The organism is Teichococcus aerofrigidensis (genome assembly GCF_054073225.1).
This window is the reverse complement of sequence record NZ_JBSXMU010000195.1, coordinates 1-3,581: the sequence shown is the minus strand read 5'-3', so window position 1 is coordinate 3,581 and position 3,581 is coordinate 1. Positions and strand designations below refer to the sequence as shown.

The window sequence follows — 3,581 nt, the reverse complement described above, 5'->3', positions numbered from 1 at the left end:
CGCCATCCGCGAGGGCGGCCGCACCGTCGGCGCCGGCGTCGTCGCCAAGATCAGCAACTGATCCGCCTCCCGCGCCGGCCTGGCCGGCGCGTGGGGAAAGGGAGCGGGCGGTCCCCCGGGGGCCGCCCGCGCTTTTTTTGCGCGGGCTTTTGTGCCGGGCGGGTGGCGGGCGGCGGAATCCTCTACAGTTCCGCCCGGACCGCAGAAGGACAGCACGGCCGATGCCCAGCAGACTGGACCCCCTGCCGCCCGGCTGGGCCGGCAGCCGCTACGCCAGCTTCGGCCGCCGCCTCGGGGCGCAGCTGATCGACTTCCTCTGCCTGCTGCCGGTGGGATTCCTGCTCGGCCTGGTGCAGGCGATGTCGATCTCCCTGCAGGGCGGCGATCCCGCCGAGCAGGACCCCGGCCTGCTGTCGGAGCTGATGGTGCAGCTCATCCTGGCGCTGATCATCCTGCTCTTCTGGGTGCTGCGGCAGGCCACGCCGGGCAAGCTCGCGCTGGGGCTTCGCATCGTCGATGCCGAGACCGGCGCGCCCGCCTCCTTCCCGCGGCTCCTGGCGCGGTACTGCAGCTACATCCTCTCCGCCCTGCCGCTCTGCCTCGGCTACTTCTGGATGCTCTGGGATCCGCGCCGGCAGTGCTGGCACGACAAGCTGGGGCGCACCGTGGTGCTGCATGTCGGCGGCCCCTCGACAGGGGTTGCCGGCTGACTTATAGACCCAGCCTCGCGCAGCGATGGCGCCGCGCAGGGGCGTAGCTCAATTGGCTAGAGCGCCGGTCTCCAAAACCGGAGGTTGGGGGTTCGAGACCCTCCGCCCCTGCCAGTGTCCAGGCTTTGATGCCGGTGCGGCCCCCGAAGGAGTCCGGGGCCCGGCCCGGCCCGCCGCGCGAGGCCGGGTCTTGCGGGGTGGCTCCGGTCCGGAGACCGCCCGCGCTGTGTTTCCCAGAGAGTCGTTTCCCAGGAACCAGGTAAGGTTGGCAGTTTTGGCGAAGCTCGATCCCGCGGGGTTCATCCGCGATGTGCGGCAGGAGGTGTCCCGCGTCACCTGGCCGACGCGCAAGGAGACGCTGATCACCACCGGCCTGGTCCTGGCGCTCTCGGCCCTGGCGGCGGTGTTTTTCCTGGCGACCGACAAGCTCATCCAGCTCGCGATGAGCCTGCTGTTCGGCTTCGGTGTTTGAGGGCGGGAGCGGTTCCATGGCCGACATGAAGTGGTACGTCGTTCACGTCTATTCGGGCTTCGAGAAGAAGATCGCGAGCCAGATCAAGGAGCAGGCGGCCCAGAAGGGGCTGGCTGACAAGATCGGCGACATCCTCGTCCCCTCCGAGGAGGTGACGGAGGTGCGGCGCGGCCAGAAGGTCAATTCCGAGCGCAAGTTCTTCCCCGGCTACGTGCTGGTGAAGATGCAGATGACCGACGAGGCCTGGCACCTGGTCAAGGACACGCCCAAGGTCACCGGCTTCCTCGGCGCCCGCAATCGCCCGAGCCCGATCAGCGAGGCCGAGGCGCTGCGCATCGTGCAGCAGGTCCAGGAGGGCGCCGACAAGCCCAAGCGGCCCGCCATCGTCTTCGAGGTGGGCGAGCAGGTGCGCGTCGCCGACGGTCCCTTCACCAGCTTCATGGGCTCGGTGGAGGAGGTGGACGAGGAGAAGGGCCGCGTGAAGGTCTCCGTCTCCATCTTCGGCCGCGCCACCCCGGTCGAGCTCGAATACGCCCAGGTCGAGAAGGTCTGAGGCCCTTGCCTTGCTCCGCGGCCTGATCCAGGGGCTGCGGGGCCGCTGGGAGAGCCTCATGGCCTCCCCGGGCGGCGCTGCGCATGTGGCGCGGGGCGTCGCCGCCGGAGCTGCCGCCGCCATGCTGCCGGCCTTCGGCCTGCATCTCGCCGTCGCCGCCCTTCTCGCCCTGATCCTGCGCGGCAGCCTGCCGGTGGCCGGTGGCACCTGCCTTGCTCTCGGCAATCCCCTGACCCATGCCATCCTGTTGCCGGCCGAGTACGCGATCGGCCGCCTCCTGCTGCCGCCCCGGGTGGAATTCCTGCCCGCGCACGGGCCGGCCTGGCTGATGGCGGTGCTGCCGGCGGCGGAGGAGACGGTGGTGGGCGGGCTGGTCCTGGCGCTGCTCGCCGGCCTGCTGGCGGGCGGGGCGGCGTGGCGCGCGCTCGGCGGCGGGCCGCGCGGATAGCACTCCGCTCCGGGCCGCCGCCCTGACCTGGAGCATTTTCCGTTCGCCCTGGCTCACGGCAAACGCTCTGGCCATTTGTTTTTGCGAGCATCTTCACCCGATCAGGTGCTTCCACCTGATCGGGATCCGCTCTAGGGCCGCAGCAGGGACGGCGCGACGCCGTCCGGCATGATGACCACCGTGGCGGTCCGGCCGGGAATCAGCCGCACCGTCTCCGGCACCGGGTCGAGGCGGATCCGCACCGGCACGCGCTGCGCCAGCCGCACCCAGGAGAAGGTCGGGTTGACGTTGGCGACCAGCCCGCTGCCCTGCTCCCGGTCGGCGATGCCGCCGGCGATGCTCTCCACATGGCCGGTGAGCGGCGTGCCCGGCAGGCCCATGAGCGTGACCCGGGCCGGATCGCCGGGATGGATGCGGCCGAGCTTCGTCTCCTCGAAATAGCCCTGCACATGCAGGCTGTCGGCATCGACCAGGGCCAGCACCGCGGTGCCGGCCGCGACATAGGCACCGGGGCGCAGGGTGAGGTTGGTGACGGTGCCGTCGGTCGGGGCGCGGATCTCGCTGCGCTCCAGGTTCAGCCGGGCGAGGTCGCGCTGCGCCTGGGCCTCCTCCCAGGCGCCCTGGGCGGCGGCGGCGTCGGAATGCGCCTGGTCCTGCCGCTGGACGGAGACGATGCCCTCGTTCAGCCGGTCGTAGCGGCGCTCGTCGCGGCGTGCCCGCTCCAGGGTGGCGGCGCGGCTCTCCACCACCGCCTCGGCCTGGCGCAGCGCCAGCTCGAAGCGGGCCCGGTCGAGGCGGAACAGCGGCTGGCCCCGGGTGACGGTGGCGTTGTCGGCCACCAGAACCTCGGAGACGAAGCCGGAGACATCGGGGGCGATGCCGATGATGTCGGCGCGCACCCGGCCGTCCCGCGTCCAGGGTGCCTCCATGTAGTAGCGCCAGAGCTGCCAGCCCACCAATCCGGCGGCGCAGACCAGCGCCAGGGTGAGCAGGAGACGCGCCACGGAGGCGAGGCGCCCGCGGGCAAGCAGCGGCGTCATGGCAGGATGATCTCCGAGAGGGCGACCAGGCCGCCCAGGGTGATGAGGAACAGGGCGAAGTCGAAGAGCGGCGCGTGCCAGACCCAGCGGTAGACGCCGAGCGCCCGCAGCAGCCGGCGCAGCAGCACCGAGGCCGGCAGGGCCAGCAGCGCCCAGACCAGCAGGGCCGGCAGGAAGATGCCGTAGAGGTCGATCTCCGCGATCATGCGGCGAGGCTCCGCTCGGGCCCGGCCTGGGGTGGGCCGGCTTCTGGAAAGAGGGCGAGGCGGATGCCGGAGAGGGCGAGGGCGGCGCGGCGGGCGCCGCGCGCCGTCTCGGCGGCGCAGGTCAGCAGGGCGTCGTCCAGCGGCGCCAGCAG

The 3,581-nt window shown here is 71.8% G+C and carries 6 protein-coding genes and 1 tRNA gene; 5 read left to right on the top strand and 2 right to left on the bottom strand.

What is annotated here, in order from left to right; translation table 11 throughout:
- Positions 1 to 221 precede the first annotated feature (221 nt).
- From ACVMLK_RS20255 to ACVMLK_RS20235, 5 genes are all read left to right on the top strand, one after another.
- A complete protein-coding gene (locus ACVMLK_RS20255) occupies positions 222 to 710 on the top strand; it encodes an RDD family protein (protein WP_198365194.1) in 489 nt (162 codons plus the stop codon).
- 37 nt (positions 711 to 747) lie between these two features.
- Positions 748 to 824: transfer RNA gene (locus ACVMLK_RS20250), tRNA-Trp, on the top strand.
- Positions 825 to 975: 151 nt separating this feature from the next.
- Entirely contained in the window at positions 976 to 1,182 is a 207-nt protein-coding gene (gene secE, locus ACVMLK_RS20245) for a preprotein translocase subunit SecE (RefSeq protein ID WP_198365195.1), read from the top strand.
- Between the two features lie 16 nt (positions 1,183 to 1,198).
- Entirely contained in the window at positions 1,199 to 1,735 is a 537-nt protein-coding gene (nusG, locus tag ACVMLK_RS20240; RefSeq protein WP_198365196.1) for a transcription termination/antitermination protein NusG, read from the top strand.
- Between the two features lie 10 nt (positions 1,736 to 1,745).
- On the top strand, positions 1,746 to 2,183 hold the full coding sequence (locus tag ACVMLK_RS20235; RefSeq protein WP_232476902.1) for a DUF2062 domain-containing protein: 438 nt from the start codon (positions 1,746 to 1,748) through the stop codon (positions 2,181 to 2,183).
- A 131-nt stretch (positions 2,184 to 2,314) separates the two neighbouring features.
- On the opposite strand, the gene ACVMLK_RS20230 is transcribed toward ACVMLK_RS20235, so the two are convergent.
- Entirely contained in the window at positions 2,315 to 3,223 is a 909-nt protein-coding gene (locus ACVMLK_RS20230; RefSeq protein WP_422922509.1) for an efflux RND transporter periplasmic adaptor subunit, read from the bottom strand.
- The gene (locus ACVMLK_RS20225; RefSeq protein WP_198365198.1) at positions 3,220 to 3,429 is read right to left on the bottom strand and encodes a DUF1656 domain-containing protein; all 210 of its coding nucleotides are present in this window, start codon (positions 3,427 to 3,429) and stop codon (positions 3,220 to 3,222) included. Before ACVMLK_RS20225 ends, ACVMLK_RS20230 begins: the two co-directional genes overlap by 4 nt.
- Between the last annotated feature and the right edge of the window lie 152 nt (positions 3,430 to 3,581).

Coding starts and splice junctions, on each gene's coding strand:
- ACVMLK_RS20255 (WP_198365194.1), top strand. CDS start 222: ATGCCCAGCAGACTGGACCCCCTGCCGCCCGGCTGGGCCGGCAGCCGC.
- nusG (WP_198365196.1), top strand. CDS start 1,199: ATGGCCGACATGAAGTGGTACGTCGTTCACGTCTATTCGGGCTTCGAG.
- ACVMLK_RS20230 (WP_422922509.1), bottom strand. CDS start 3,223: ATGACGCCGCTGCTTGCCCGCGGGCGCCTCGCCTCCGTGGCGCGTCTC.
- ACVMLK_RS20225 (WP_198365198.1), bottom strand. CDS start 3,429: ATGATCGCGGAGATCGACCTCTACGGCATCTTCCTGCCGGCCCTGCTG.